Annotated in this window: 22 protein-coding genes and 1 tRNA gene; 17 read left to right on the forward strand and 6 right to left on the reverse strand. The window is 69.2% G+C overall.

What is annotated here, in order from left to right:
* Positions 1-81 precede the first annotated feature (81 nt).
* Positions 82-879, forward strand: coding sequence for a phosphatase (locus ACZ5U5_RS09800; protein WP_469018686.1), 798 nt, complete (start codon positions 82-84; stop codon positions 877-879).
* Position 880: 1 nt separating this feature from the next.
* Here ACZ5U5_RS09800 and ACZ5U5_RS09805 read toward each other — a convergent pair whose 3' ends face one another.
* The 4 genes from ACZ5U5_RS09805 to ACZ5U5_RS09820 all read right to left on the reverse strand — a co-directional run bounded on the left by ACZ5U5_RS09805 (position 881) and on the right by ACZ5U5_RS09820 (position 4,659).
* A complete protein-coding gene (locus ACZ5U5_RS09805; RefSeq protein ID WP_469018689.1) occupies positions 881-1,870 on the reverse strand; it encodes a cation diffusion facilitator family transporter in 990 nt (329 codons plus the stop codon).
* A gap of 20 nt (positions 1,871-1,890) precedes the next feature.
* A complete protein-coding gene (locus ACZ5U5_RS09810; RefSeq protein WP_469018692.1) occupies positions 1,891-2,760 on the reverse strand; it encodes an acyl-CoA thioesterase in 870 nt (289 codons plus the stop codon).
* Between the two features lie 24 nt (positions 2,761-2,784).
* The gene (locus ACZ5U5_RS09815; protein WP_365816767.1) at positions 2,785-3,942 is read right to left on the reverse strand and encodes an acyl-CoA dehydrogenase family protein; all 1,158 of its coding nucleotides are present in this window, start codon (positions 3,940-3,942) and stop codon (positions 2,785-2,787) included.
* A 126-nt stretch (positions 3,943-4,068) separates the two neighbouring features.
* Entirely contained in the window at positions 4,069-4,659 is a 591-nt protein-coding gene (locus ACZ5U5_RS09820; RefSeq protein WP_469018697.1) for an SACE_7040 family transcriptional regulator, read from the reverse strand.
* 87 nt (positions 4,660-4,746) lie between these two features.
* Here ACZ5U5_RS09820 and ACZ5U5_RS09825 point away from each other — a divergent pair, with 87 nt between their 5' ends.
* The 9 genes from ACZ5U5_RS09825 to ACZ5U5_RS09865 all read left to right on the forward strand — a co-directional run bounded on the left by ACZ5U5_RS09825 (position 4,747) and on the right by ACZ5U5_RS09865 (position 16,923).
* Positions 4,747-6,363 (forward strand): carboxyl transferase domain-containing protein, encoded by a 1,617-nt coding sequence (locus tag ACZ5U5_RS09825; protein ID WP_469018700.1) that lies wholly within the window; start codon positions 4,747-4,749, stop codon positions 6,361-6,363.
* 67 nt (positions 6,364-6,430) lie between these two features.
* Positions 6,431-8,377: an acetyl/propionyl/methylcrotonyl-CoA carboxylase subunit alpha gene (locus ACZ5U5_RS09830; protein ID WP_469019393.1), complete on the forward strand. Its 1,947-nt coding sequence runs from the start codon at positions 6,431-6,433 to the stop codon at positions 8,375-8,377.
* Complete coding sequence (locus ACZ5U5_RS09835) at positions 8,374-9,348, forward strand: hydroxymethylglutaryl-CoA lyase (protein WP_469018702.1); 975 nt, start codon at positions 8,374-8,376, stop codon at positions 9,346-9,348. Before ACZ5U5_RS09830 ends, ACZ5U5_RS09835 begins: the two co-directional genes overlap by 4 nt.
* 6 nt (positions 9,349-9,354) lie before the next feature.
* The gene (locus ACZ5U5_RS09840) at positions 9,355-10,509 is read left to right on the forward strand and encodes an acyl-CoA dehydrogenase family protein (protein WP_469018705.1); all 1,155 of its coding nucleotides are present in this window, start codon (positions 9,355-9,357) and stop codon (positions 10,507-10,509) included.
* Positions 10,510-10,635: 126 nt separating this feature from the next.
* Positions 10,636-11,673 (forward strand): ABC transporter substrate-binding protein, encoded by a 1,038-nt coding sequence (locus ACZ5U5_RS09845; protein ID WP_469018708.1) that lies wholly within the window; start codon positions 10,636-10,638, stop codon positions 11,671-11,673.
* 199 nt (positions 11,674-11,872) lie between these two features.
* The gene (locus ACZ5U5_RS09850) at positions 11,873-13,321 is read left to right on the forward strand and encodes a pyridoxal phosphate-dependent decarboxylase family protein (protein ID WP_469018711.1); all 1,449 of its coding nucleotides are present in this window, start codon (positions 11,873-11,875) and stop codon (positions 13,319-13,321) included.
* A 22-nt stretch (positions 13,322-13,343) separates the two neighbouring features.
* A complete protein-coding gene (locus ACZ5U5_RS09855) occupies positions 13,344-14,597 on the forward strand; it encodes a lysine N(6)-hydroxylase/L-ornithine N(5)-oxygenase family protein (RefSeq protein WP_469019396.1) in 1,254 nt (417 codons plus the stop codon).
* Positions 14,594-15,160, forward strand: a complete 567-nt coding sequence (locus tag ACZ5U5_RS09860) for a GNAT family N-acetyltransferase (protein WP_469018714.1) — start codon at positions 14,594-14,596, stop codon at positions 15,158-15,160. The genes ACZ5U5_RS09855 and ACZ5U5_RS09860 overlap by 4 nt, the downstream gene beginning before the upstream one ends.
* Entirely contained in the window at positions 15,157-16,923 is a 1,767-nt protein-coding gene (locus ACZ5U5_RS09865; protein WP_469018717.1) for an IucA/IucC family protein, read from the forward strand. Before ACZ5U5_RS09860 ends, ACZ5U5_RS09865 begins: the two co-directional genes overlap by 4 nt.
* A 95-nt stretch (positions 16,924-17,018) precedes the next feature.
* Here ACZ5U5_RS09865 and ACZ5U5_RS09870 read toward each other — a convergent pair whose 3' ends face one another.
* Positions 17,019-18,644: a beta-N-acetylhexosaminidase gene (locus ACZ5U5_RS09870; RefSeq protein WP_469018720.1), complete on the reverse strand. Its 1,626-nt coding sequence runs from the start codon at positions 18,642-18,644 to the stop codon at positions 17,019-17,021.
* 130 nt (positions 18,645-18,774) lie between these two features.
* On the opposite strand from ACZ5U5_RS09870, the gene ACZ5U5_RS09875 reads away from it, so the two are divergent.
* The 3 genes from ACZ5U5_RS09875 to glmS all read left to right on the forward strand — a co-directional run bounded on the left by ACZ5U5_RS09875 (position 18,775) and on the right by glmS (position 21,883).
* A complete protein-coding gene (locus tag ACZ5U5_RS09875) occupies positions 18,775-19,668 on the forward strand; it encodes a DUF4429 domain-containing protein (protein ID WP_469018722.1) in 894 nt (297 codons plus the stop codon).
* 129 nt (positions 19,669-19,797) lie between these two features.
* Positions 19,798-20,055: a hypothetical protein gene (locus ACZ5U5_RS09880; RefSeq protein ID WP_469018725.1), complete on the forward strand. Its 258-nt coding sequence runs from the start codon at positions 19,798-19,800 to the stop codon at positions 20,053-20,055.
* A 10-nt stretch (positions 20,056-20,065) separates the two neighbouring features.
* Positions 20,066-21,883, forward strand: a complete 1,818-nt coding sequence (gene glmS / locus ACZ5U5_RS09885) for a glutamine--fructose-6-phosphate transaminase (isomerizing) (protein WP_453684447.1) — start codon at positions 20,066-20,068, stop codon at positions 21,881-21,883.
* Positions 21,884-22,157: 274 nt separating this feature from the next.
* Here glmS and ACZ5U5_RS09890 read toward each other — a convergent pair whose 3' ends face one another.
* Positions 22,158-22,682, reverse strand: coding sequence for a universal stress protein (locus ACZ5U5_RS09890; RefSeq protein ID WP_361836208.1), 525 nt, complete (start codon positions 22,680-22,682; stop codon positions 22,158-22,160).
* Positions 22,683-23,242: 560 nt separating this feature from the next.
* Between ACZ5U5_RS09890 and ACZ5U5_RS09895 the strand changes: the two genes are divergently transcribed.
* The 4 genes from ACZ5U5_RS09895 to ACZ5U5_RS09910 all read left to right on the forward strand — a co-directional run bounded on the left by ACZ5U5_RS09895 (position 23,243) and on the right by ACZ5U5_RS09910 (position 26,080).
* Positions 23,243-23,539 carry a hypothetical protein gene (locus ACZ5U5_RS09895; RefSeq protein WP_469019399.1) on the forward strand — a complete coding sequence of 99 codons (297 nt, stop codon included), beginning with the start codon at positions 23,243-23,245 and terminating at the stop codon, positions 23,537-23,539.
* 438 nt (positions 23,540-23,977) lie between these two features.
* Entirely contained in the window at positions 23,978-25,216 is a 1,239-nt protein-coding gene (locus ACZ5U5_RS09900; protein WP_469018728.1) for a GlxA family transcriptional regulator, read from the forward strand.
* A gap of 10 nt (positions 25,217-25,226) precedes the next feature.
* Positions 25,227-25,829, forward strand: coding sequence for an oligoribonuclease (gene orn / locus ACZ5U5_RS09905; protein WP_469018731.1), 603 nt, complete (start codon positions 25,227-25,229; stop codon positions 25,827-25,829).
* Positions 25,830-26,007: 178 nt separating this feature from the next.
* Positions 26,008-26,080: transfer RNA gene (locus ACZ5U5_RS09910), tRNA-His, on the forward strand.
* Positions 26,081-26,103 lie beyond the last annotated feature (23 nt).

The following is a 26,103-nucleotide window of genomic DNA, read 5'->3' on the forward strand; positions in this document are numbered from 1 at the left end:
CCCGCCAAAGAAAAGCGCTTAGCGTACATCACAGGTCCAGGCTTCGGGACAGCCCGCCACCGCGCGGTCACCGACGGCACAATGGGACCCATGCCCATACCCAGCCGTGCCGCGCTCGTCGATCACCTCGTACGCTCCCGCATCGCGGGCGATGTCGCCACGCCGCGCGAGAACAACCTCAGCCACTACAGGAAGCTCGCGAACGGCGACCGTCACTACTGGCTCGGTCTGGAGCTCGGTGACCGCTGGACCGACGAGCAGGACGTCCTCGCGGTGATGGCCGAGCGGTGCGGTGTGATCGACGACGCCGAGTACCGGCACGGGCAGGACACCATCGACCCCGAGCTGACGGTCGACGCCCTGGAGCGGATGGCGGCGCGCCTGCGCAAGGCGGCGGCCGGCAAGGAGAGGGTCCTTTTCGCCACCGGCCACCCCGGGGGCCTGCTCGACGTGCACCGCGCGACAGCGGCGGCCCTGCGCGCGGCCGGCTGCGAGGTCGTCGTCATCCCGGAGGGCCTCACCGCCGACGAGGGCATGGTCTTCCAGTTCGCGGACGTCGCGATGCTGGAGCGCGGCGCGACCCTCTGGCACACGCACTCCCCCGAGCCGATGAACGCGATCCTGGACGGCCTGGAGCGCGAGGGACGTCCGCTGCCCGACCTGGTCGTCGCCGACCACGGGTGGGCCGGACGTGCGGGCCAGCGCGGCGTCGACTCCGTCGGGTACGCGGACTGCAACGACCCGGCGCTGTTCATCGGCGAGGCCGAGGGCACCGTCCAGGTGACGGTCCCGCTGGACGACCACGTCACCAGCCCGCGTTTCTACGACCCCATGACGGCCTACCTGCTGGACGCCGCGGGTCTCACGCCGGCTCCTTGAGTCACGGCCACGGGTTGAGCCCTTCCGTGCGCCGCTGGGCGAACCCCGGCGTGGGGTCCAGGTAGACGCGTCGTACGCCAGGGAAGCGCTCCCGCAGCCGCCGTTCGGCCTGTTCGCAGGCCCATTCGATCTGTGCCGCCGTGGAGGCGTCCCGGAAGTCGACCTTGGCGGCGACCAGCGCCTCGCGCGGCCCCTGGAGCAGCGTCGTCAGCTCCAGGACGGCCTCGATGTGCTCGGAGGCGAGCAGCACCTCGCGGATCTCCTCGCGCATCGGCTTCGGCAGCGGCCGTCCGATGAGGAGCTGCGCGTTGCTGCGTCCGAGCACCCAGGCGACGTACAGGAGCAGCGCGCCGATGCACAGCGAGGCCACGCCGTCCCACACGCCGGAGCCGGTGAGCTGCCCGCCGAGCAGTCCACCCGCGGCGAGCACGAGCCCGGCCAGGGCGGCGGAGTCCTCCAGGACGACGGCCTTCACGGCGGTGTCGGGCGTGTGCCGCAGATAGCGCCCGAAGGACGCCCCGAAGCGCGCCGCCTCACCGCGGGCCTGCTTGACGCCGGTGCGCAGCGAGTAGCCCTCAAGGAGGAAGGCGATGGCGAGCACGATGTACGAGATGAGCGGGTCGCCGAGTTCCTCGCCCGCCACCAGGGTGTGGAGCCCGTCGTAGATCGAGAAGACGGCGCCGCCGACGAAGGTGGCGACGGCCGCGAGCATCGCCCAGATGTACCGCTCGGGGCCGTACCCCAGGGGGTGGTCCTCGTCGGCGGGCTTCTCGCTCCGCTTCAGGGCGGTGAGGAGCAGCACCTCGGTGACGGTGTCGGCCAGCGAGTGCGCTGCCTCGGAGAGCATCGCGCTCGACCCGCTGATGACACCGGCCACGGCCTTGGCGACGGCGATCCCGAGGTTGGCGACGGCGGCGACGATGACGGTGAAGGTGCTCTCGCCGTTCTCGCCGCCGTTCTCGCCCCCGCCCTCTGACGGTTGCTCACTCATGTATCGGACGGTATGTCCGATCAGCGAGGAACGCGAACGACGCCTTCCTGGATGACCGTCACCGCGAGCTGCCCGTCCTGGGTCCAGATCCGCGCCTGGCCGAGTCCGCGCCCGCCGGACGCCGAGGGCGACTCCTGGTCGTACAGGAGCCATTCGTCGGCCCTGAAGGGGCGGTGGAACCACATCGCGTGGTCGAGCGAGGCGCCGACGACGTCACCGACCGCCCAGCCGCCCCGGCCGTGCGCGAGCAGCACCGAGTCGAGGAGCGTCATGTCGGAGACGTAGGTGGCGAGGCAGACGTGCAGCAGGGACTGGTCGATGCCGTCGTCGAGCTTGCCGTTCGTGCGGAACCACACCTGGGAACGCGGTTCGCGCGGCTGCCCGACCGTGGCCCAGGGCGGCGCGTCCACGTAGCGCAGGTCGACGGCCGCGCGGGCCTCGATCAGGCGCTCGGCGACGTGTGAGGGGAGATGACGCGGCAACATCTCGGCGGCGGTCGGTAGCGTCTCCGGGTCGGGGGCCGACGGCATCCCCGTCTGGTGCTCCAGGCCCTCCTCGTACGTCTGGAACGACGCGGAGAGGTGGAATATGGGCTGCCCGTGCTGGACGGCGACGACCCGGCGCGTGGTGAAGGAGCGGCCGTCACGGATCCGGTCGACGGTGTAGACGATGGGCGCGCCCGGGTCCCCGGCGCGCAGGAAGTACGCGTGCAGGGAGTGGGCGGGCCGGTCGGCGGGGACGGTGCGTCCGGCCGCCACCAGCGCCTGGGCGGCCACCTGGCCGCCGAAGACGCGCGGGACGAGCGCCGAACGGCTCACGCCCCGGAATATGTCCTCCTCGATCTGCTCCAGGTCGAGCAGATCGAGGAGTGACTCAAGTGCCTTGTTCATGAATCCAGTTCTACAGGGCGGTCTTTACAGGCCCATGTTCTTGGCGATGATCATCTTCATGACCTCGCTGGTGCCGCCGTAGATGCGGTTGACGCGGTTGTCCGCGTACAGGCGGGCGATGGGGTACTCGTTCATGAAGCCGTAGCCGCCGTGCAGCTGGAGGCACTTGTCGATGACGCGGTGCGCGACCTCGGTGTTGAAGAGCTTCGCGGACGCGGCCTCGGCGGCGGTCAGCTCACCCGCGTCCAGGGCCTCCAGAGCGCGGTCGGCGACGGCCTCGGCGGCGTCCACCTCGGCCTGGCAGGCGGCCAGTTCGAACTTGGTGTTCTGGAAGGAGGCGACCGTCTTGCCGAAGACCGTGCGGTCCTTGACGTACTCCTTGGCGAACCGGACGGCGGCCTTGGCCTGCGCGTACGCGCCGTAGGCGATGCCCCAGCGCTCGGAGGGGAGGTTGCTGCCGAGGTAGTAGAAGCCCTTGTTCTCCTCGCCGAGGAGGTCCTCGACGGGGACCTTGACGTCGACGAACGCGAGCTCGGCGGTGTCAGAGGTCTTCAGGCCGAGCTTGTCGAGCTTGCGGCCGATGGAGTACCCCTCGGACTTGGTGTCCACGGCGAAGAGGGAGATGCCGTAACGGCGGTCCTCGGCGGTGGGCGCCGACGTACGGGCGCAGACGATCACGCGGTCGGCGTGCACGCCGCCGGTGATGAAGGTCTTGGAGCCGTTCAGGACGTAGTGCGTGCCGTCCTCGGAGAGCTTGGCCGTGCTCTTCATGCCGGCGAGGTCGGAGCCGGTGCCCGGCTCGGTCATCGCCAGGGCCCACATCTCCTCGGCGGAGACGAACTTCTCCAGGTAGCGCTTCTTCTGCTCGTCGGTGGCGAGCGCCTTGATGTACGGCAGGGCGAGCAGCACGTGGACGCCGGAGCCGCCGAAGGTGACGCCCGCGCGGGCGGTCTCCTCGTACTGGATGGCCTCGAACTTGTGGGTGTCCAGGCCCGCGCCGCCGAACTCCTCGGGGACGTTGATGCCGAACAGACCGAGCTCGGCCAGCTTGTAGTAGAACTCGCGCGGCACCTGACCCGCGGCGAACCACTCCTCGTGGACCGGGACGACCTCGGCCTCGATGAAGGCGCGCAGGGTCTCCCGGAACGCCTCGTGGTCCTCATTGAAAACGGTACGGCGCACGGAAAACTCCCTCTGCTACGACGGCCCCAGCGGCTCACTGTGGTCCAAGCACGGACTAAGCGCTTGCTCAGGGCAACGTTACCCGCCGGTCACCGGACCGTCCAGAGAGAAGCCCTGTCGCTCCCGTCACGCCACGGCCGACGCGAAGGCGCCGCGCGCGAGGCCGTGCAGCAGCTGGGCCATGGCGCCGCGGCTGGGCAGTGCGTCGCGGCGGCTCAGGTGCGGCGTGGAGTTGAGCAGCCCGAAGACCGCGTGCACGCAGACGCGGGCGGCGTTCTCCGCGAGGTCCGGATAGACCTTGCGCACGACGTCGACCCAGATCTCCACGTACTGCCGCTGGAGCTGGCGGACCAGCTTGCGGTCGGTGTCCCGCAGGCGATCGAGCTCGCGGTCGTGCAGGGTGATCAAGGAACGGTCGTCCAGGGCGAAGTCGATGTGCCCCTCGATGAGCGCGTCGAGCACCCGCTCCGGCGGTCCGTCCGTGTCGGCCACACACCGCTTGCCGCCGGTCAGGAGCTGCCCGCTGATGCCGACGAGCAGTTCGGCGAGCATCGCGTCCTTGCCCGCGAAGTGGCGGTAGAGACCGGGCCCGCTGATGCCGACGGCAGCCCCTATCTCGTCCACTCCGACTCCGTGGAAGCCGCGCTCGGCGAAGAGCCTGGCGGCTTCTCTGAGGATCTGCTCGCGACGGGTGGGGGCGTCGGTTCTGGTGGCCATGGAATCAATTCTAGACAGGGCGGTTAGCGCTCGTTAACCTGATGGAAACGCGTTAACGCTCATTAACCGAGCAAGGGGGCTCGACTGATGCTGCAGGCACCGGTGCTGACGAGCGCGGCTGATCCCGCGTCCGAGGCATGGCGGACGAACGAGGCGGGGCACACCGCTCTCGTCGACGACCTGCGGGCCAAGCTCGCGGCGGCACGGCTCGGCGGTGGCGAGCGGGCCCGCGCCCGCCATGTCGCGCGCGGCAAGCTGCTGCCCCGCGACCGCGTGGACGCCCTGCTCGACCCCGGCTCGCCCTTCCTGGAGCTGGCACCGCTCGCGGCCGACGGTCTGTACGGCGGGGACGCGCCGGCCGCCGGAGTCATCGCCGGCATCGGCCGGGTCTCCGGGCGCACCTGCGTGATCGTCGCCAACGACGCCACCGTCAAGGGCGGCACGTATTACCCCATGACGGTGAAGAAGCACCTGCGCGCCCAGGAGGTCGCGCTGGAGAACCGCCTCCCCTGCCTGTATCTGGTGGACTCCGGCGGCGCCTTCCTGCCGATGCAGGACGACGTCTTCCCGGACCGCGAGCACTTCGGGCGGATCTTCTACAACCAGGCGCGGATGTCCGGTGCGGGCGTCCCGCAGATCGCCGCCGTGCTCGGCTCGTGCACGGCCGGCGGGGCGTACGTCCCCGCGATGAGCGACGAGGCGGTGATCGTCCGCAATCAGGGGACGATCTTCCTGGGCGGGCCGCCCCTGGTGAAGGCCGCGACCGGCGAGGTCGTGACGGCCGAGGAGTTGGGCGGCGGCGAGGTCCACTCCCGGGTCTCCGGCGTGACGGACCACCTCGCGGAGGACGACGCGCACGCGCTGCGGATCGTGCGCACGATCGTCTCGACGCTCCCCGAGCGCGGCGAACTCCCCTGGTCGGTCCGGACGGTCGAAGAGCCCAAGGTCGACCCCCTCGGGCTGTACGGGGCGGTGCCGACGGACTCCCGCACCCCCTATGACGTCCGCGAGGTCATCGCGCGCGTGGTCGACGGCTCGCGCTTCGCCGAGTTCAAGGCGGAGTACGGCCAGACGCTCGTGACCGGCTTCGCCCACCTGCACGGCCACCCGGTCGGCATCATCGCGAACAACGGCATCCTGTTCTCCGAGTCCGCCCAGAAGGGCGCCCACTTCATCGAGCTGTGCGACCAGCGCGGCATCCCCCTCGTCTTCCTGCAGAACATCTCCGGCTTCATGGTCGGCCGGGACTATGAGGCGGGCGGCATCGCCAAGCACGGCGCCAAGATGGTGACGGCGGTGGCCTGCACGCGCGTGCCGAAGCTGACCGTCGTGATCGGCGGTTCGTACGGCGCGGGGAACTACTCGATGTGCGGCCGGGCGTACTCCCCCCGCTTCCTGTGGATGTGGCCGAACGCCAAGATCTCGGTGATGGGCGGCGAACAGGCCGCCTCCGTCCTCGCGACCGTCAAGCGCGACCAGTTGGAGGCGCGGGGCGAGGAGTGGTCGGCGCAGGACGAGGAGGCCTTCAAGGACCCGGTCCGCGCCCAGTACGAGGAGCAGGGCAACGCCTACTACGCCACGGCACGGCTGTGGGACGACGGCGTGATCGACCCGATGGAGACCCGGCAGGTCCTCGGTCTCGCCCTGACCGCCTGCGCCGAGGCCCCGCTGGGTGAACCCGGCTTCGGCGTCTTCCGGATGTGAGGGGCGGACGATGAGCGACTTCCGGCTGAGCGACTTCCAGCAAGGGACCACCCCGGGGAGAGGGACGATGTTCGACACGGTTCTGGTCGCGAACAGGGGCGAGATCGCGGTCCGCGTGATCCGTACACTGCGGGCGCTCGGCGTCCGCTCGGTCGCCGTGTTCAGCGACGCGGACGCCGACGCCCGGCATGTGCGGGAGGCGGACACGGCCGTGCGGCTCGGCCCGGCTTCGGCCGCCGAGAGCTATCTCTCGGCCGAGCGGCTCCTGGAGGCGGCGGCCCGCAGCGGCGCCCAGGCGGTCCACCCGGGGTATGGCTTCCTCGCCGAGAACGCGGAGTTCGCACGGGCCTGCACGGAGGCGGGCCTCGTCTTCATCGGGCCGCCCGCCTCGGCGATCGACCTGATGGGCGACAAGATCCGCGCCAAGGAGATGGTGAAGGCGGCCGGGGTCCCGGTGGTCCCCGGCTCATCGGGCAGCGGCCTGACCGACGCCCAACTGGCCGACGCCGCACGGGAGATCGGCATGCCGGTGTTGCTCAAGCCGTCGGCGGGCGGCGGCGGCAAGGGCATGCGGCTCGTGCGGGACGCCACGCTGCTCGCGGACGAGATCGCCGCCGCGCGGCGCGAGGCGCGGTCCTCCTTCGGTGACGACACGCTGCTCGTGGAGCGGTGGATCGACCGCCCCCGGCACATCGAGATCCAGGTGCTCGCGGACGGCCACGGGAACGTGATCCACCTCGGCGAGCGCGAGTGCTCGCTCCAGCGCCGCCACCAGAAGATCATCGAGGAGGCCCCAAGCGTCCTGCTCGACGAGGCCACGCGTGCGTCGATGGGCGAGGCGGCGGTCCAGGCGGCACGCTCCTGCGGCTACGCGGGCGCGGGCACGGTGGAGTTCATCGTCCCGGGCAAGGACCCGGCGTCGTACTACTTCATGGAGATGAACACCCGCCTCCAGGTGGAGCACCCGGTGACGGAGCTGATCACCGGCCTCGACCTGGTGGAGTGGCAGCTGCGGGTCGCTGCCGGCGAGGAACTCCCGTACGGGCAGGACGACATCACGCTGACGGGCCACGCGATCGAGGCCCGCGTCTGCGCCGAAGACCCTTCCCGCGGCTTCCTGCCGTCCGGCGGCACGGTCCTCGCGCTGCACGAGCCGCAGGGCGACGGCGTACGCACCGACTCCGGGCTGAGCGAGGGCACGGAGGTCGGGAGTCTGTACGACCCGATGCTGTCGAAGGTCATCGCGTACGGCCCCGACCGTCCGACCGCCCTGCGCAAGCTGCGGGCCGCGCTCGCGGAGACGGTCACCCTGGGCGTACCGACCAACGCCGGGTTCCTGCGCCGCCTCCTCGCCCACCCGGCGGTGGTGTCCGGGGAGCTGGACACCGGCCTCGTGGAGCGGGAGGCGGACGGCCTCGTCCCCGAAGGAGTGCCCGTCGAGGTGTACGAAGCGGCGGCAGCCGTCCGCACCGCCGCCCTCGAACCGACCGGCGACGGCTGGCGTGACCCCTTCTCGGCCCCGAGCAGCTGGCGCCTCGGCGGCACTCCCGCCCCGCTGACGCACAACCTGCGCGTGCCGGGACACGAGCCCGTCGCGCACATCGCGGGCACGGGCCCGCGCACCGTGCAGCCCGGCCGCGTCACGGTCCATGTGGACGGCGTCGCCCACACCTTCCACCGCGCCGCCGACTGGCTCGGCAGGGACGGCGACGCCTGGCACGTCCAGGACTTCGACCCCGTGGCGGCGAGCCTGACCGGCGCCGCCCACAGCGGGGCCGACGCCCTCACGGCCCCCATGCCCGGCACGGTCACGGTCGTCAAGGTGTCCACCGGCGACCACGTGACCCAGGGGCAGAGCCTCCTGGTGGTGGAGGCGATGAAGATGGAGCACGTCATCTCCGCCCCGCACGCGGGCACCGTCAGCGAACTCGACGTCACGCCGGGCTCGACCGTCGCCATGGACCAGATCCTGGCCGTGGTGATCCCCGACGAGACCGAGGGAGACACAAAATGACCACCGACGCACGGACGGGCGGCCTCCCCATGACCGTCCCCGCCCAGGCCCTCCCCTCCCGCGTCCGTATCTACGAGGTGGGCGCGCGGGACGGCCTGCAGAACGAGAAGGCGGTCGTTCCCACCGAGATCAAGGCGGAGTTCATCCGCCGCCTCGCCGCAGCGGGCCTCACGACTGTCGAGGCGACCAGCTTCGTGCACCCCAAGTGGGTGCCCCAACTGGCCGACTCTGAGCAGCTGTTCCCTCTGGTGGGCGACCTCGAACGGGACGGGGTGGCCAAGCTCCCCGTCCTGGTGCCGAACGACCGGGGCCTCGACCGCGCCCTGGCGCTCGGCGTCCGCGGCGTCGCCGTCTTCGTCAGCGCCACGGAGTCCTTCGCCAAGGCCAATCTGAACCGAACGATGGCCGAGGCGCTCGCCATGTCGGAGCCGGTCGTGGCCCGTGCCCGGGAGCAGGAGGTGCGGGTGCGGGGCTATCTCTCCATGTGCTTCGGCGACCCGTGGGAGGGCCCGGTGCCCATCGCCCAGGTCGTCCGCACCGCGAAGGCCCTCCTCGACATGGGCTGCGACGAGCTGAGCCTCGGCGACACCATCGGCGTGGCCACCCCCGGCCATGTGCTGGCCCTCCTCGCGCAGTTGAACGAAGCGGGTGTGCCGACGGACCGCATCGGCGTGCACTTCCACGACACGTACGGCCAGGCGCTCTCCAACACCCTCGCCGCCCTGCAGCACGGCGTGCGCACGGTCGACTCCTCGGCGGGCGGCCTCGGCGGCTGTCCGTACGCGAAGAGCGCCACGGGCAATCTCGCCACCGAAGACCTCGTGTGGATGCTCGACGGCCTCGGCATCGAGACCGGCGTCGATCTCGGCAAGCTCACCGCCACCAGCGCGTGGATGGCCGAACAACTGGGCCGACCCAGCCCGTCCCGCACCGTCCGTGCCCTGTCGGGCACCTCCCACCAGGAGCAGTGAAGAACGATGGACCACCGTCTGTCCCCCGAGCACGAGGAACTCCGCCGCACCGTCGAGGAGTTCGCGCACGAGGTGGTCGCCCCGAAGATCGGCGACCTGTACGAGCGGCACGAGTTTCCGTACGAGATCGTCCGCGAGATGGGCCGCATGGGCCTGTTCGGCCTGCCCTTCCCCGAGGAGTACGGCGGCATGGGCGGCGACTATCTCGCCCTCGGCATCGCGCTGGAAGAGCTGGCGCGGGTCGACTCCTCGGTGGCGATCACCCTGGAGGCGGGCGTCTCGCTCGGCGCCATGCCGATCCACCTCTTCGGCACGGAGGAGCAGAAGCGCGAGTGGCTGCCCCGGCTCTGTTCCGGTGAACTCCTGGGCGCCTTCGGCCTGACCGAGCCGGACGGCGGCTCGGACGCGGGCGGCACCCGCACGACCGCGGTGCTCGACGGCGACCAGTGGGTGATCAACGGCTCCAAGTGCTTCATCACCAACTCCGGCACGGACATCACGGGCCTGGTCACGGTCACCGCCGTCACCGGCCGCAAGCCGGACGGCCGTCCGCTCATCTCCTCGATCATCGTGCCGTCCGGGACGCCCGGGTTCACGGTCGCGGCTCCGTACTCGAAGGTCGGCTGGAACGCCTCGGACACCCGCGAGCTGTCCTTCGCTGACGTCCGGGTCCCCGCGGCGAACCTCCTCGGTGAACAGGGCCGCGGCTACGCCCAGTTCCTGCGGATCCTCGACGAGGGCCGGGTCGCGATCTCCGCGCTCGCGACGGGCCTCGCGCAGGGATGTGTCGACGAGTCCGTGAAGTACGCCAAGGAGCGGCACGCCTTCGGCAAGCCGATCGGGGCGAATCAGGCGATCCAGTTCAAGATCGCCGACATGGAGATGCGGGCGCACATGGCCCGGGTCGGCTGGCGGGACGCGGCGTCGCGACTCGTCGGCGGCGAGTCCTTCAAGAAGGAGGCGGCGATCGCGAAGCTCTACTCCTCCACGGTCGCCGTCGACAACGCACGCGAGGCCACGCAGATCCACGGCGGGTACGGCTTCATGAACGAGTATCCGGTGGCCCGCATGTGGCGGGACTCCAAGATCCTGGAGATCGGCGAGGGCACCAGCGAGGTGCAGCGGATGCTGATCGCCAGGGAGCTGGGATTCGCGGGATAACCACCCCCGCGTCGGGGAAGGCGCCCGCGGGGGCCACTGGACAGCACCTTAGGTTAGGTTAACCTAAGCGCTAGTTCCGGCCAGTGGCCCCACCGTGCCGCCGTCCTCACGAAAGCAGAGACCCTCATGCCCCACTCCCGCCTCCCCCAGCCCTCCCGCCGCGGCATTCTCGCCGCAGGCGGAGCCCTCGGCCTGACGGCCCTGCTGGCAGCCTGCGGAGACGAGAAGAAGGACAACTCGGGCGCTGCGGACTCCGGCGACTCGGGCCCCTGGAGCTTCAAGGACGACCGCGGCAAGACCGCCCAGGCCAAGGGCACCCCGAAGAACATCGTCGCCTTCACCGGCGTCGCCGCCGCCCTCTTCGACTACGGCATCGAGGTCAAGGGCGTCTTCGGCCCGACGAAGACCAAGGACGGCAAGGCCGACGTCCAGGCCGGCGACATGGACGTCAGCAAGGTGACGATCCTCGGCAACGAGTGGGGCAAGTTCAACATCGAGAAGTACGCGGGCCTCGCCCCCGACCTCCTCGTCTCCACGATGTTCGACACCGCGGGCACCCTCTGGTCCGTGCCCGAGGACAGCAAGGACAAGATCCTCAAGCTCGCCCCGAGCGTCGGCGTCAGTGTCTACGACCGCAAGATGACCGAGCCCCTCCAGCGCCTGCTCGCGCTCGCCGAGTCGCTCGGCGCGGACGTGAAGGCCGAGAAGGTCGTCAAGGCGAAGAAGCGCTTCGAGGCCGCGGCCGAGCGGCTGCGCAAGGTCGCCAAGGCGAACAAGGACATCAAGGTCCTCGTCGGCTCGGCGAGCCAGGACATCTTCTACGTCTCCGGGACGAACCTCTCCGCGGACCTGGAGTACTTCAAGTCCCTCGGCGTGAACTTCGTCGAGCCGTCCGAGGCCGCCAAGAAGGCGAGCGGCGGCTGGTTCGAGAACCTGAGCTGGGAGAACGTCAACAAGCACGACGCGGACATCATCATGATGGACAACCGCACCGCCACCATCCAGCCCGCCGACATCGAGAAGCCGACCTGGGCGAAGCTGCCCGCGGTCAAGGCCGGGCAGGTCATCCCCCGCGTCACCGAGCCCATTTACTCGTACGACAAGTGCGCCCCGATCCTCGAGGACCTCGCCGACGCGATCGAGAAGGCGAAGAAGGTCAGCTGACCCTTCCCGGGGCCGACTGACCGCTTCTCCGAACGCCACGCACCACAGCCCTTGCCGCACAGCCCTCTCCGCATTCCGGAGAGGGCTGTTCCGTTTTCCTGCCTCTTGGTGACCACAGGGACCCCCTGGGTTTATCCACAGGGTTAGTTAGGTTAGGCTTACCTCACTTCCCCCAAGTCCCCTCACCCAGAGGAAGTTCATGCGCTCGCACCTGCTCAACGACACCACCGCGGAGCGTTACCGCAGCTCCGTGACCGAGGGAGTCGAGCGGGTGGCGGCCAGAATCGCCACCACCTCACGCCCCTTCACCGGCGTCTCCGTCGACGACCTCGCGCCCCGCATCGAGGCCGTAGACCTGGATGAGCCCCTGCACGACACCATCGCCGCCCTGGACGAGCTCGACGAGCTCTACCTGCGCGACGCCGTGTACTTCCACCATCCCCGCTACCTCGCCCACCTCAACTGCCCGGTCGTCATCCCGGCCGTGCTCGGCGAGGCGGTGCTGTCCGCCGTCAACTCTTCCCTCGACACCTGGGATCAATCCGCGGGCGGCACACTGATCGAGCGCCGTCTCATCGACTGGACCGCCGAACGCATCGGGCTCGGCCCGGCCGCCGACGGCGTGTTCACCAGCGGCGGCTCGCAGTCCAACCTCCAGGCCATGCTGCTCGCCCGCGAGGAAGCCGCCAAGGCCGGAAAGCCCGCCGGCGAGCTGCGCATCTTCGCCTCCGAGGTCGGCCACTTCAGCATCCAGAAAGCCGCGACGCTGCTCGGTCTCGGCGAGGACGCCGTGATCGTCATCCCCACCGATCACAACAAGCGCATGCAGACCGTCGCGCTCGCCCGCGAGCTGGAGCGCTGCCGCGACAACGACCTCACCCCCATGGCGGTCGTCGCCACCGCCGGCACCACCGACTTCGGCTCCATCGACCCGCTCCCCGAGATCGCCGAGCTCTGCGAGCAGTACGGCACCTGGATGCACGTCGACGCCGCGTACGGCTGCGGCCTGCTCGCCTCGCGCAAGAACCGTCACCTCATCGACGGCATCGACCGCGCCGACTCGGTGACCGTCGACTACCACAAGTCCTTCTTCCAGCCGGTGAGTTCCTCCGCCGTCCTGGTGCGGGACCGGTCGACGCTGAGCCACGCGACGTACCACGCGGAGTACCTCAATCCGCGCCGCATGGTGCAGGAGCGCATCCCCAACCAGGTCGACAAGTCCCTGCAGACCACACGCCGCTTCGACGCCCTCAAGCTGTGGATGACCCTGCGCGTGATGGGCGCCGACGCCATCGGGGAGCTCTTCGACTCCGTCTGCGACATGGCGGACGAGGGCTGGCAGCTGCTCGCCGCCGACCCCCGCTACGACGTCGTCGTGGAGCCCCAGCTCTCCACGCTCGTCTTCCGCTACATCCCCGAGTCGATCTGCGACCCGTCCGCCATCGACCGCGCCAACCTGTACGCCCGCAAGGCGCTGTTCGCCTCCGGTGACGCCGTCGTCGCGGGCACCAAGGTCGGCGAACGCCAGTACCTCAAGTTCACCCTGCTCAATCCCGAGACCACGGTCGCCGACATCACGGCCGTCCTCGATCTGATCGCCGGCCACGCCGAGCAGTACCTGGGAGAGACCCTTGACCGCGCTTCCTGATCACCGACAGCCACGGGACCCGATGGAACCGCTGGACTTCATCGGCATCGGTCTTGGCCCCTTCAACCTCGGCCTCGCCTGCCTGACCGAACCCATCGACGAGCTGAACGGCCTCTTCCTGGAGTCCAAGCCGGACTTCGAGTGGCACTCGGGCATGTTCCTGGAGGGCGCTCACCTCCAGACCCCGTTCATGTCGGACCTCGTCACCCTCGCGGACCCGACGTCCCCCTACTCCTTCCTCAACTACCTGAAGGAATCGGGGCGGTTGTACTCCTTCTACATCCGCGAGAACTTCTATCCGCTGCGCACCGAGTACAACGACTACTGCCGCTGGGCCGCCGCGAAGCTCTCCTCCGTCCGCTTCAGCACGACGGTGACCGAGGTGACGTACGCGGACGATCTGTACGTCGTCCACACCAGCACCGGCGACACCCTGCGCGCCCGCCACCTCGTCCTCGGGACCGGCACCCCGCCGCACATCCCCGAGTCGTGCGCGGGCCTCGGCGGCGACTTCATCCACAACTCCCGCTACCTGCAGTCCAAGCAGGAGCTCCAGAAGAAGGAGTCGATCACGCTCGTCGGCAGCGGTCAGTCCGCCGCCGAGATCTACCACGACCTCCTGAGCGAGATCGACGTCCACGGCTACAAGCTCAACTGGGTCACGCGCTCCCCGCGCTTCTTCCCCCTGGAGTACACCAAGCTGACCCTGGAGATGACCTCTCCGGAGTACGTCGACTACTTCCACGCACTGCCGGAAGCGACCCGCTACCGCCTCCAGGAACAGCAGAAGACGCTCTTCAAGGGCATCGACGGCGACCTGATCAACGAGATATTCGACCTGCTCTACCAGAAGAACCTCGGCGGCCCGGTGCCGACGCGGCTGCTCACCAACTCCTCGCTGCAGAGCGCCCGGCACGAGAACGGCACCTACACGCTCGGCCTGCACCAGGACGAGCAGGGCAAGGACTTCGAGCTGGAGTCCGAGGGCCTGATCCTGGCCACCGGCTACCAGTACGTCACACCCGACTTCCTTGAGCCCGTGCGCGACAGGATCCGCTGGGACGGCCGCGGCCGCTTCCAGGTCGCCCGCAACTACTCCATCGACACCACGGGCCGCGGCATCTTCCTGCAGAACGGCGCCGTGCACACCCACTCGCTGACCAGCCCCGACCTGGGCATGGGCCCGTACCGCAACGCGTACATCATCGGTGAGCTGCTCGGCGCCGAGTACTACCCCGTCGAGAAGTCCATCGCGTTCCAGGAGTTCGCCGTATGACCAACACCGCAGACCTGACCCTGCGCCCCCTCGACCCCCTGGCCGACGCGGAACTCCTGCACGGCTGGGTCACCCACCCCAAGGCCTCGTTCTGGATGATGCAGGACGCGACGCTGCCGGACGTCGAGCGCGAGTACATGGCGATCGCCGCCCACGAGCACCACGACGCGTTCATCGGCCTGCACAAAGGCGTCCCCGCCTTCCTGATGGAGCGCTACGACCCGCGATACGTCGAGCTCGTCGGCCTCTACGAGCCGCAGCCCGGCGACGTGGGCATGCACTTCCTGACCGCGCCCTCCGACGTGCGCATCCCCGGCTTCACCCGGGACGTGATCACCAAGGTCATGGCGACGCTCTTCGAGGACCCGGCGACCGCGCGCGTCGTGGTCGAGCCGGACGTCGACAACAAGGCCGTGCACGCCCTCAACGAAGCCGTCGGGTTCCGGCCGGCCGAAGTCATCCAGAAGCCGGAGAAGAAAGCTCTCCTGAGCTTCTGCACCCGCGAGCAGTTCTTCGAAAGTCAGAGCGAACAAGCAGTACGCGAAAGGGAAACGGCGATATGACCCCGTCCGACGCAACGGCGCACCTCTCCCCCGAGCGCTGGGAGCAGGCCAACCGCCTCCTCATCCGCAAAGCCATCGCCGAGTTCTCCCATGAGCGACTCTTCACCCCGGAGCCGCTGGGCGAGGACAAATACGTCATCCGCAGCGACGACGCCCTGACCCGCTACCGCTTCACCGCCAAGCGGCTGCGGCTCGACCACTGGCAGGTCGACGCCGACTCGATCTCCCGGCACCGCGACGGCACCGAACTCCCCCTGAACGCCCTCGACTTCTTCATCGAGCTGCGTACGGCCCTCGGCCTGAGCGACGAGATCCTGCCGGTCTACCTGGAGGAGATCTCCTCCACCCTCTCCGGCACCTGCTACAAGCTCACCAAGCCCGCGATCCCGGCCGCCGAGCTCTCCCGCTCCGGCTTCCAGGAGATCGAGACGGGCATGACCGAGGGCCACCCCTGCTTCGTCGCCAACAACGGCCGGCTCGGCTTCGGCGTCCACGAGTACCTCTCGTACGCCCCCGAGACCGCGAGCCCCGTACGGCTCGTGTGGCTGGCCGCGCGCAAGGAGCGGGCCGCGTTCACGGCGGGCGCCGGCATCGACTACGAGTCGTTCCTGCGGGCCGAACTTGGCCAGGAGACCCTGGACCGCTTCGACCACAAACTGCGTGAGCAGGGCCTGGACCCGGACGACTACCTCCTCATCCCGGCGCACCCGTGGCAGTGGTGGAACAAGTTGTCGGTGACCTTCGCCGCCGAGGTCGCCCAGCGGCACCTGGTGTGCCTGGGCGAGGGTGACGACGAGTACCTCGCCCAGCAGTCGATCCGTACCTTCTTCAACAAGAGCGACCCGGCCAAGCACTACGTCAAAACGGCCCTCTCGGTCATCAACATGGGCTTCATGCGCGGGCTCTCGGCCGCGTACATGGAGGCGACCCCGGCGATCAACGACTGGCTCGCGCACCTCATCGACACCGACGAGACCCTGAAGTCGACCGGCCTGACGATCATCCGCGAGCGCGCGGCCGTCGGCTACCGGCACCTGGAGTACGAGGCCGCCACCGACCGTTACTCCCCGTACCGCAAAATGCTCGCGGCGCTGTGGCGCGAGAGCCCCGTCCCTTCGCTGGCGGAGGGCGAACAACTGGCCACCATGGCCTCGCTCCTGCACACCGACCTGGAGGGCGCGTCCTTCGCGGGCGCCCTCATCGAGCGCTCAGGCCTCACCCCTGCCGAGTGGCTGCGCGGCTACCTGCACGCCTACCTGACGCCGCTCCTGCACAGCTTCTACATGTACGACCTCGTCTACATGCCGCACGGCGAGAACGTCATCCTGGTCCTCAAGGACGGCGTCGTCCAGCGGGCGATCTTCAAGGACATCGCCGAGGAGATCGCGGTCATGGACCCGGACGCGGTGCTCCCGCCCGCGGTCGAGCGGCTGCGGGTCGAGGTCCCCGACGACCAGAAGCTCCTGTCGATCTTCACGGACGTCTTCGACTGCTTCCTGCGCTTCCTGTCCGCGAACCTCGTCACCGAGGGCCTGGTGGACGAGGAGACGTTCTGGGGCGCCGTCGCCGAGTGCGTGACGACGTACCAGGAGGACACGCCTCAACTGGCCGACAAGTTCAAGCAGTACGACATGTTCGCCCCGGAGTTCGCGCGCTCCTGCCTGAACCGGCTCCAGCTGCGGAACAACGAACAGATGGTGGACCTCGCCGACCCGGCGGGCGCGCTCCAGCTGGTCGGGACGCTGAAGAACCCGATCGCGTAGGACACACCCTCATGAGCCGAGTGGGCTCCCGGGACGCTGCATTGAACAGCGGCTCCGCCGCGGGCCGGGAGCCCACTCTCATGTCACCTACGTGGTTACTTGCCGGGCCAGGGCACCTCGGCGGCCTTGTAGTAGTCCATGCCCATCGCGTCCCAGCGCGGCCCCTGCTGCGCGAGCCGCACCTTGTACGTGTCCCAGTCGTGCGTCGATGCGGGCGACCAGCCGAGCTCGGCGATGCCGGGCAAGCGCGGGAACGCCATGAACTCGATGTGCTGCGAGGTCGAGAGCGTCTCCGACCACAGCGGCGCCTCGACACCCAGGATCGAGTCCGCGGGCGCGCCCTTCAGGTACGTTGCCGGGTCCCAGTCGTAGCTGCGCTGCACCGAGACCAGGCCCGCCCAGGAGAGGCCGAGCGGGGTGTCCTTGTTGTACTTCATGTCGAGGTAGGAGCGGTCGGCCGGCGAGAGGAGCAGCTTGGTGCCGTTCTTCGCGGCGTTCACGACCTGCTCGCGCTCGGCTGCGCCGGTGGCGTCATAGCCCCAGTACTGCGCGACAGCGCCCTTGGCGGGCGTGGCGCCGGTCAGCTGATGCCAGCCCATCACGGTCTTGCCGTACTTGGCGACCACGGGCTGCACCTTGTTCATGAACTCCACGTAGTCCTCGTGACTCGTGGAGTGCGCCTCGTCGCCGCCGATGTGGATGTACTTGCCGGGAGTCAGCTCGGCGATCTCGCGGATGACGTCGTCCACGAAGTCGTACGTGACGGCCTTCTTGGCGCACAGCGAGCTGAAGCCGACCTCGGTGCCGGTGTAGAGCGGGGGCGCGACGCCGTCGCAGTTCAGCTCGGCGTACGAGGCGAGGGCCGCGTTCGTGTGGCCCGGCATGTCGATCTCGGGGACCACTTCGAGCTGCCGCGATGCCGCGTACCGGACGATGTCCTTGTACTGGGCCTTCGTGTAGTAGCCGCCCTTGCCGCCGCCGACCTGCGTGGAGCCGCCGTACGTCGCGAGCCTGGGCCAGGAGTCGATGGCGATGCGCCAGCCCTGGTCGTCGCTCAGGTGCAGGTGCAGCTTGTTGACCTTGTAGAGCGACATCTGGTCGATGTAGCGCTTGACCTTGTCGACCGAGAAGAAGTGCCGCGACACGTCGAGCATGGCGCTGCGGTACTCGTAGCGGGGCGAGTCCTTGATGGTGCCGCCCGCGACCAGCCAGGGGCCCTTCTGCTTCGTCTTCTTCTCGGCGGCCGCGGGCAGTTGCTGCCGCAGCGTCTGCACGCCGTAGAAGAGCCCGGCGGGCTTGCGGGCCGTGATGGTGAGCGAGCCACTCTTGGACTCGAGGCGGTAGCCCTCGTTACCCAGGGACTTGTCCTTGGAACTCAGCCGGAGCCGGATGCCGTCGCGGCCCTCGTCGTCGGTGACCTTCAGGGGGTAGCCGGTGGAGGGGCGCAGGACGCCCGCCAGATAGCTGCCGATCCGGTGCGCGTCACGCGAGTCGTCGTCGACCCGGATGCGGGTCTTGGAGTTGATCTCGTACGGGGATCCGCCCGGGTCGGCGGACGCGGGCGCCGGGATCACCTGCCCGAGCGGGGTCGGCGTGGTGGCCGCGGCCGCCTCCCGCGTCGCGCCATCACCGACGGGCGCGGCGGCCACGGAGGAGAAGCCGGCCGCGGCGACGAGCAGCAACGAGCCGAACAGGCGGGTCGATCTTTGGTGCTGTCTCACGAGCGGGTCCCTTCGACGGGCCATCACTGTGGTGCATCGCAATCGAACGGTCACCATGGGTACCTTGCGCCCCGGGGTGGGTCAAGGGTGTAGACCACTTCGGCCGCCTGCCAATGGAAGAATCCTCCCCATGGCGGAAATCATCCAGCGCGACGGGACCTGGACCTTCGACGGAGAGACGCTGCGCCTGGTGCCGGGACGCGACAAGAACGTGTCTCTGCTGCGCAAGGCGCTGGGAGAACTGACCGTGCCGCTCGGCGCGTTGGCGGGCATCGCCTTCGAACAGGGCAAGAAGTCGGGTCGTCTGAGGCTGCGGCTGCGGGACGGCGCCGACCCGTTGCTGCAGGCCGCGGGGGGCAAGCTCGGGGACGCCGCCGATCCGTACCAGCTCGCGGTGGACGCGGACCGATACGGGGTCGCGGAGTACGTCGTGGACGAGGTCCGCAACGCGCTGCTGCTCGAGCAGGTGCCGACCGTGCCCTGCGACAGCTATCTGCTGGCAGGTCCCTCGGTGCCGCTGTCGGTCTCGGCGGGGGACGGCACGGCGAGCTTCGACGGCGAGACCATCCGTCTGGAGTGGAACTGGAAGACGGAGGAGGCGAAGTCGGCGTCCGGTACGCGCACGCTGTCCCTCTCCGAGGTCGCGGCGGTGGAGTGGCAGCCGGCGGTGGGCCTGGAGAACGGCTACCTCCGCTTCACCGTCCGGCACGCGCCGACCAAGGCCCCGCCGAAGTACGACCCGAACTCGGTCGAGCTGTGGGGCTTCAAGAAGGACCCGCTGATGGCGCTGGTCGCCGCCGCCGTGCAGGTGCGGTTGCCGCATCCGGCGGGAACGGGTGTCTCGAAGTCACCGGCGGCTCCGGCCGCTCTGCCGGCGGCTGCCGTGCCTGCCCCTGCCCCTGCGGAGGACAGCCATGACGCGTTGCTGCGACGGCTTCGCGAGCTGGGGGAGCTGCATCAGGCCGGGGTCCTCACGGAGGCGGAGTTCACCACGGCCAAACAAGCGGTCCTGAAGCGGCTCTGAGCCAAAAGCCTTCCCTCCCACCCACCCGATTGCCCGCAGTACCCCGATCGGGGCTGAATCACGACGCGATCCTGCCCGGAATCGGGCAGGATTGTTGCACCCGGAGGGCTCTTCCTTCAGGATCAACGAATGCACGACGACCTGGTGGACCACCTGACCCGCAGCACCCCGCTCCAGCGGGGCGAAGCGCTGCGGGTCGTCCAGGACGTGCTCGCCTACTTCGACGAGACGACCGAAGAATTCGTCCGTCGCCGCCACCGCGAACTGCAAGGTCAGGGCCTGCTGAACGCGGCGATCTTCGAACAGATCTCGGCGGATCTCCCATACCGCGCGGTCGCGCCGCCCGAACTCACCCTCCGGCAGCTGCGTCGCATCATCTACGGCTAGGACACCCTCTATGTGCGGAATCGTCGGTTATATCGGCAAGCGTGACGTGGCCCCCCTCCTCCTGGAGGGCCTCCAGCGCCTGGAGTACCGCGGCTACGACTCCGCGGGCGTCGTCATCACCAGCCCCAAGGCCACCGGTCTGAAGATGGTCAAGGCGAAGGGCCGCGTCCGCGACCTCGAGGCGAAGGTGCCCGCCCGCTTCAAGGGCACCACCGGCATCGCCCACACCCGCTGGGCCACCCACGGCGCCCCGTCCGACGAGAACGCCCACCCGCACATGTCGGGTGACAACAAGGTCGCCGTCGTCCACAACGGCATCATCGACAACGCCTCCGAGCTGCGCGCCAAGCTCAGCGCCGACGGCGTCGAGTTCCTCTCCGAGACGGACACCGAGGTCCTCACCCACCTCATCGCCCGCGCCCAGGCGGACAAGCTGGAGGACAAGGTCCGCGAGGCCCTGCGCCACGTCGAGGGCACGTACGGCATCGCCGTCCTGCACGCCGACTTCAACGACCGCATCGTCGTCGCCCGCAACGGCTCCCCCGTGGTCCTCGGCATCGGCGAGAAGGAGATGTTCGTCGCCTCGGACGTCGCCGCGCTCGTCTCGCACACCCGCCAGGTCGTCACCCTCGACGACGGCGAGATGGCCACCATCAAGGCCGACGACTACCGCACGTACACGACCGAGGGCTCCCGCACGACCGCATCGCCGACCACCGTGGAGTGGGAGGCCGAGTCGTACGACATGGGCGGCCACGACACGTACATGCACAAGGAGATCTTCGAGCAGCCCGACGCGGTGGACCGCGTCCTGCGCGGCCGCATCGACGACCGCTTCTCCACCGTGCACCTCGGCGGCCTGAACCTGGACGCGCACGACGCCCGCAAGGTGCGCCGCGTCAAGATCCTGGGCTGCGGCACCTCGTACCACGCGGGCATGATCGGCGCCCAGATGATCGAGGAGCTGGCCCGCATCCCCGCCGACGCGGAGCCCGCGTCCGAGTTCCGCTACCGCAACGCGGTCGTGGACCCCGACACCCTCTACATCGCGGTCTCCCAGTCCGGCGAGACGTACGACGTCCTTGCCGCCGTCCAGGAGCTGAAGCGCAAGGGCGCCCGCGTCCTCGGCGTCGTGAACGTCGTCGGTTCCGCGATCGCCCGTGAGGCCGACGCGGGGGTGTACGTCCACGCGGGCCCGGAGGTCTGCGTCGTCTCGACCAAGTGCTTCACGAACACCACGGTCGCCTTCGGCCTGCTCGCCCTGCACCTGGGCCGCATCCGTGACCTGTCGGTCTCCGACGGCAAGCGGATCATCGAGGGCCTGCGCAAGCTGCCCGGCCAGATCTCGGAGATCCTCAAGCAGGAGGACGAGATCAAGAAGATCGCCAAGCAGTACGCGGACGCCCGCTCCATGCTGTTCATCGGGCGCGTACGCGGCTACCCCGTCGCCCGCGAGGCCTCCCTCAAGCTCAAGGAGGTCTCGTACATCCACGCCGAGGCCTACCCCGCCTCCGAGCTCAAGCACGGCCCCCTCGCGCTCATCGAGCCCGCGCTCCCCACGGTCGCGATCGTCCCGGACGACGACCTTCTGGAGAAGAACCGCGCCGCCCTGGAGGAGATCAAGGCCCGCAGCGGCAAGATCCTCGCGGTCGCGCACCAGGAGCAGGAGAAGGCCGACCAGACCATCCTCGTCCCGAAGAACGAGGACGAGCTGGACCCGATCCTGATGGGCATCCCGCTCCAACTCCTCGCCTACCACACGGCGTTGGCCCTGGGCCGCGACATCGACAAGCCGCGCAACCTGGCCAAGTCCGTCACCGTCGAGTAGTCCTGCCGCGGAGACATCGCACACCCGCACATGAACGACCCCTCGCGCGTGCCACCAAGCGTGCGAGGGGTCGTTCTTCAGGGGCCAGGGGCGCCCATTCCCCCGACCCGCGCCTGCCTGAGCCGGTAGCCGTCACTCCCCGGTCGGCAGGTGGTCGTGCCCCTGTACGTACCCTTCACAAGGGCGCAAAGCACCTCTACGCGCGAGTAGATTTATCTACATACAAAGGAAGTTGACGCCTCGCCACCCTCATCCCACCTGGGACGCGAGGCCGTCAGGGAATGACCACGACGGGGCGTTGCGCGCGGCGCGCGAGCCGGCCCGCGACCGAGCCGAAGATGCGCCCCACGATCCCGTGCGTCGATCCGACGACGATGGCGTCCGCGGAGTACTCCCGGCCGACCTCTTCGAGTTCGTGGCAGATGTCGCCGCCGCGCTCGACCAGGATCCACGGCACCTCGGCCAGATAGTCCGCACAGGCCAGCTCCAGACCGAGCACTTCCGTGCGGTGATCCGGCACGTCGACGAAGACCGGCGGCTCACAGCCCGCCCACACCGTGGTGGGGAGCCGGTTGGCGACATGCACGATGATCAGGCCCGAGCCCGAGCGATGGGCCATCCCGATCGCGTACGAGAGAGCGCGTTCACTGGAGGTCGAGCCGTCGAATCCGACGACGACCCCGTGCCGGAAGGCCGGATCGCAGGAATGACGTGGTTGTTCCGCCGCCTGGGGGGTCGCCGTGGGATCGGCGACCTGCCGCTTGCGGTCCGCTGGTTCGGAGAATTCGTGACCGGCCATGGGTGTCTCGGCGAAGGAGTCCTCTGTGGGAGGGTCGGCTCTGTTCGGGTCGTACAACGCAGTGTGGAGCGGATCGGACAAGTGCGGACAAGATCGGGCAGGGTCGAGGAGGAGCGGCGACCACCGGAGCTGTGTCCGGGAATCATCTTCCCAACCCCATACCCCCAAGGGTACGGCGACACTCCTCTCCTGCCCAGAGCTCGCTGTCGGCCCTGCGGGAGCCTCACGGCGTTCACCGGAGCATGCATGAGCGGCGCCCGTATGGCAATGGTTGCTGCCTCGTACAGGCGGTTTGGGCACCCATGCGTGGGGCTGTCGTCGGCCACAAGGATCACGCCAGTGACCGGCCGCGCGACCACGCGTTGAACCTCGGTACGCCACCGCCACAGGGAGCCGCCGTGCCTGGACCGCCGCCAGTGTCCTCACGAGTCACGACGACCTCACGAGCCACGACGTCCTCACACGTCACGACGCAGGGCCACCGGCGCCCACCCGAGGGAGCGCGTGAGCGCCCGCGCGGGGGCGTTCCCGCCCCGCGCGCCGAGGAGGCACCCACTCCCCTGCAGGACTCCGCGAGCGATGTCGTGCGCTGGGCGGCATTCAGCTGCGTCCTGGTTCCCGTCGTCCTGGTGGGGTACGGGACCTCGCTGGCGGGAGCCGCCGGTTCGGCCCTCGGCCTTCTTGCCGTGACGGGGGTCTGCCGGCTGCTTCTGCGGCAGTCCGAGCGGGGGGCGGCGCGGCTGGTCGACGAGCGGCGCGACGAGCCGGCGGACGAGCGCCGCGGGCGGCACGGGCGGACGGCTCCGGGGGCACGCAGGGGCGGTCGGCATGCTGGTGGGTCAGCGCCCGTGGAGTGACCGATTCACGCGCACCTACCCATAACTTTTCAGCCAACTTCCTATGGCCATGCATTCCTTGGCCGAAGGGGTGCTCAACCCCGGTCCCACCAGGGCTGAAAGGCATGCGGAGGGCGCCTGAACCCTACGGGGACCGGCCACGGAGCTGAGGCGCACTTCCCAGCAACGCCCGTGAGTGCAACGCTTCGTGATCGACTGCTTCACGCCAAGTTGCCATGTCGACATAGTGCCGGGTCCTTAACTGGTCACCCCGGCAGCACGGGACGCAGTAGATTCGATCATGACTGTATTACGGCGGGGGACTGGTGGAGGACCGAGGGGAAACGTGCAGGAGCGACAGGTCCGACAGGAACGCCAAGAGCGCCGAGAACACAGGACACGCAGAGACAGAGCACGCCAAGAACAGGGAGCCGCGACGACCGAGGGGGGCTTAGCACCATGAGCCACGACTCCACTGCCGTGCAAGAAGCCGCGTCGCGGAAACTCGCCGGACGCCGCCGCAGGGAGATTGTCGCGGTGCTGCTGTTCAGCGGTGGCCCCATCTTCGAGAGTTCCATACCGCTCTCCGTGTTCGGGATCGACCGGCAGGACGCCGGGGTCCCCCGCTACCGGCTGCTGGTCTGCGCCGGTGAAGAGGGACCGCTGCGTACGACCGGGGGGCTCGAACTCACCGCGCCACATGGCCTGGAGGCGATAGGGCGGGCAGGCACCGTCGTGGTGCCGGCCTGGCGGTCGATCACCTCACCGCCGCCGCCGGAAGCGCTCGACGCGCTGCGTCGCGCGCACGAAGAGGGCGCCCGCATCGTGGGCCTGTGCACCGGGGCGTTCGTGCTCGCCGCGGCCGGTCTGCTCGACGGCCGTCCGGCGACCACGCACTGGATGTACGCGCCGACGCTGGCCAAGCGGTATCCGTCCGTCCACGTGGATCCGCGTGAGCTCTTCGTCGACGACGGGGACGTGCTCACCAGCGCGGGCACCGCGGCCGGAATTGATCTGTGCCTGCACATCGTGCGCACGGATCATGGCAACGAGGCGGCGGGCGCGCTCGCGCGCAGGCTCGTCGTGCCTCCGCGCCGGGCCGGCGGTCAGGAGCGCTATCTCGACCGGTCGCTGCCCGAGGAGATCGGCGCGGATCCGCTGGCCGAGGTCGTCGCCTGGGCGCTGGAGCATTTACACGAACAGTTCGACGTGGAGACGCTGGCCGCGCGCGCGTACATGAGCAGGCGCACCTTCGACCGCAGGTTCCGCTCGCTCACCGGGAGCGCTCCCCTGCAGTGGCTGATCACTCAGCGCGTGCTGCAGGCACAGCGGCTGCTCGAGACCTCCGACTACTCCGTCGACGAGGTCGCGGGCCGCTGCGGCTTCCGCTCGCCCGTGGCCCTGCGCGGCCACTTCCGGCGCCAGCTGGGTTCGTCGCCCGCCGCCTACCGGGCCGCTTACCGCGCCCGCAGGCCGCAGGGGGGTGAGCGGGCACTGCTGGAATCGGCGGCGCCCGTGCCCGCCACGGCGACGGTGAACGCGGAGGGCACGGGACCCGTGCCCTCGCAGACCCGGCGTACGGCGGCCGCGAGTGCCGTCGGCCCGTCGGCCTCGCTGACCGCGGAGCCGGGGAAGCCGAACTCGGATGTGTACGCGCCAGGACGTCCGCCACTGCCCGGCCAGAGGAGTGCGCCGTAGGGTAAGACGCATGAACGATCGCATGGTGTGGATCGACTGCGAGATGACCGGGCTCTCGCTGACGGATGACGCACTTATCGAGGTGGCCGCACTGGTCACCGACTCGGAACTGAACGTGCTCGGCGAAGGTGTGGACATCGTGATCCGCCCGCCGGACGCGGCGCTGGAGACCATGCCCGAGGTGGTGCGCAAAATGCACACCACCTCGGGGCTCCTCGACGAGCTGGCAGCGGGCACGACGCTGGCCGACGCCGAGGAGCAGGTCCTGGCGTACGTACGTGAGCACGTCAAGGAGCCACGGAAGGCGCCGCTCTGCGGCAACTCGGTCGGCACCGACCGCGGCTTCCTGCTGCGTGACATGCGGACCCTGGAGGAGTTCCTCCACTACCGCATCGTCGACGTGTCCTCCATCAAGGAACTGGCCCGGCGGTGGTACCCCCGGGCCTACTTCAACAGCCCGGACAAGAACGGCAACCACCGGGCACTGGCCGACATCCGCGAGTCCATCGCCGAGCTGCGTTATTACCGCGAGGCGGTCTTCGTGCCGCAGCCCGGACCGGATTCGGACACCGCGAAAGCGATCGCGGCGAAGTACGTTCTGCCTGCGGAGTAGCCTCGGCGGATCACCTCTGTACGGGGTCCGGGCTGCATCCTCCGGGGGGCGACCCCCGGGCCCCCAGCCCCGTAACCACCCCTCGTACGGGGTCCGGAAAAACGCGTGCGCGAGCACCCCTTCGGACCCTGTACACTTTTTCTCGGCCGGTCAGAAGAACGCAGGACGACCGGACATGGTGGGTGTAGCTCAGTTGGTAGAGCACCTGGTTGTGGTCCAGGTGGCCGCGGGTTCAAGTCCCGTCACTCACCCTGAATGATCAAGGCCCGGTCCG

Source organism: Streptomyces sp. NPDC033177 (genome assembly GCF_055577715.1).

Coding starts and splice junctions, on each gene's coding strand:
- ACZ5U5_RS09800 (WP_469018686.1), top strand. CDS start 82: ATGGGACCCATGCCCATACCCAGCCGTGCCGCGCTCGTCGATCACCTC.
- ACZ5U5_RS09805 (WP_469018689.1), bottom strand. CDS start 1,870: ATGAGTGAGCAACCGTCAGAGGGCGGGGGCGAGAACGGCGGCGAGAAC.
- ACZ5U5_RS09810 (WP_469018692.1), bottom strand. CDS start 2,760: ATGAACAAGGCACTTGAGTCACTCCTCGATCTGCTCGACCTGGAGCAG.
- ACZ5U5_RS09820 (WP_469018697.1), bottom strand. CDS start 4,659: ATGGCCACCAGAACCGACGCCCCCACCCGTCGCGAGCAGATCCTCAGA.
- ACZ5U5_RS09825 (WP_469018700.1), top strand. CDS start 4,747: ATGCTGCAGGCACCGGTGCTGACGAGCGCGGCTGATCCCGCGTCCGAG.
- ACZ5U5_RS09830 (WP_469019393.1), top strand. CDS start 6,431: ATGTTCGACACGGTTCTGGTCGCGAACAGGGGCGAGATCGCGGTCCGC.
- ACZ5U5_RS09835 (WP_469018702.1), top strand. CDS start 8,374: ATGACCACCGACGCACGGACGGGCGGCCTCCCCATGACCGTCCCCGCC.
- ACZ5U5_RS09840 (WP_469018705.1), top strand. CDS start 9,355: ATGGACCACCGTCTGTCCCCCGAGCACGAGGAACTCCGCCGCACCGTC.
- ACZ5U5_RS09845 (WP_469018708.1), top strand. CDS start 10,636: ATGCCCCACTCCCGCCTCCCCCAGCCCTCCCGCCGCGGCATTCTCGCC.
- ACZ5U5_RS09850 (WP_469018711.1), top strand. CDS start 11,873: ATGCGCTCGCACCTGCTCAACGACACCACCGCGGAGCGTTACCGCAGC.
- ACZ5U5_RS09855 (WP_469019396.1), top strand. CDS start 13,344: ATGGAACCGCTGGACTTCATCGGCATCGGTCTTGGCCCCTTCAACCTC.
- ACZ5U5_RS09860 (WP_469018714.1), top strand. CDS start 14,594: ATGACCAACACCGCAGACCTGACCCTGCGCCCCCTCGACCCCCTGGCC.
- ACZ5U5_RS09865 (WP_469018717.1), top strand. CDS start 15,157: ATGACCCCGTCCGACGCAACGGCGCACCTCTCCCCCGAGCGCTGGGAG.
- ACZ5U5_RS09875 (WP_469018722.1), top strand. CDS start 18,775: ATGGCGGAAATCATCCAGCGCGACGGGACCTGGACCTTCGACGGAGAG.
- ACZ5U5_RS09880 (WP_469018725.1), top strand. CDS start 19,798: ATGCACGACGACCTGGTGGACCACCTGACCCGCAGCACCCCGCTCCAG.
- glmS (WP_453684447.1), top strand. CDS start 20,066: ATGTGCGGAATCGTCGGTTATATCGGCAAGCGTGACGTGGCCCCCCTC.
- ACZ5U5_RS09890 (WP_361836208.1), bottom strand. CDS start 22,682: ATGGCCGGTCACGAATTCTCCGAACCAGCGGACCGCAAGCGGCAGGTC.
- ACZ5U5_RS09900 (WP_469018728.1), top strand. CDS start 23,978: ATGAGCCACGACTCCACTGCCGTGCAAGAAGCCGCGTCGCGGAAACTC.
- orn (WP_469018731.1), top strand. CDS start 25,227: ATGAACGATCGCATGGTGTGGATCGACTGCGAGATGACCGGGCTCTCG.